We start from the raw sequence: 1,176 nt of genomic DNA, 5'->3' as shown, positions 1-1,176 counted from the left end.
CTAGTGTTCCGAGTCTGACGCATGCTACCGGTTTCCGCGAATTTCATCGAGGGCGTTCAGGGCGCGGCTCTCTCGGGCGAGGATATCGTCGGCGGTTTTGGTCCACTTGAAGGGCCTCGGCTTTTCGTTGTGCTGCGCCAGGTAGTCGTAGATTGCGGCCTCGAGCTTATCGACGCTGGAGTAACTGCCGCGTCGGATGCGCCTGGACGTGATCTCGGCGAAGAAGCGTTCGATGAGGTTCAGCCATGAGGCGCTGGTGGGCGTGAAATGCAGCTTGAAGCGCGGATGCTTGTTCAGCCAGGCCTGCACCTCTGGTGTCTTGTGTGTGGCGTAGTTGTCGAGCACCAGATGCACATCGCGCCGCACTGGCACGGCCTTGTCGATGCGGCGCAGGAACTTCAGGAACTCCTTCGCCCGATGGCGCGGCAGGCATTCGCCGATCACCTGGCCGGATTTGACGTCGAGCGCAGCGAAGAGCGTCGTCGTGCCGTGGCGCTTGTAATCGTGGGTCATGGTGGCCGCACGGCCTTTCTTGAGCGGCAGGCCGGGTTGGGTCCGGTCGAGCGCCTGGATCTGTGACTTTTCATCGACACAGAGCACGACGGCCCGGTCCGGCGGGTCGAGGTAGAGCCCGACGATCTCGGTCACCTTCTCCTCGAACATCGGGTCGTTCGAGACCTTGAAGCCCTTCGTGATATGCGGCTTCAACCCCGCCTCGGCCCATATCCGCCCGACGCTCGACGGCGAGATACCCATGGCTTCGGCCATCAGCGCACGGCTCCAGTGCGTGGCGTTGGGCGGCGTCTCCTGCACTGTCTTCGCGATGACCTTCAACCTGGTTTCCATCGGCAATGGTGGCACGCGCGAGGGCCGCGTCTTGTCGCGCTTGAGGCCGTCCACACCTTCGTCGAGATACCGCTCTTGCCAGCGCCAGACCGTGGGCTTCGACGTGGCCGCGCGCCGCATGATCTCGACGGTGCCGTGACCGTCCGACGTCGCCAGCACGATCTCGGCCCGCCAGACGAGCTTGCGCGGGATGTTGCGGTTGGAAATCAGGGCTTGAAGCTCCGAACGATCGGCGGGGCCAAGGTAAAGGCAGATGTCACTGCGTCTCATGCCCCGAATATGGCACATCAAGCCGCCGATGGGAATCTTGTGTCAGGTGGCGAACACTAG

At 62.9% G+C, this 1,176-nt stretch carries 1 protein-coding gene; it reads right to left on the bottom strand.

Features of this window, described 5'->3' with window-relative positions:
- Positions 1-24: 24 nt before the first annotated feature.
- Positions 25-1,116, bottom strand: coding sequence for an IS630 family transposase (locus M8744_RS17690; protein WP_251420060.1), 1,092 nt, complete (start codon positions 1,114-1,116; stop codon positions 25-27).
- Between the last annotated feature and the right edge of the window lie 60 nt (positions 1,117-1,176).

Source organism: Lutimaribacter degradans, assembly GCF_023703375.1.
GTDB lineage: Bacteria > Pseudomonadota > Alphaproteobacteria > Rhodobacterales > Rhodobacteraceae > Lutimaribacter > Lutimaribacter degradans.
The sequence above is the reverse complement of the archived record's forward strand: the minus strand, read 5'-3'. Positions and strand labels throughout refer to the sequence as shown.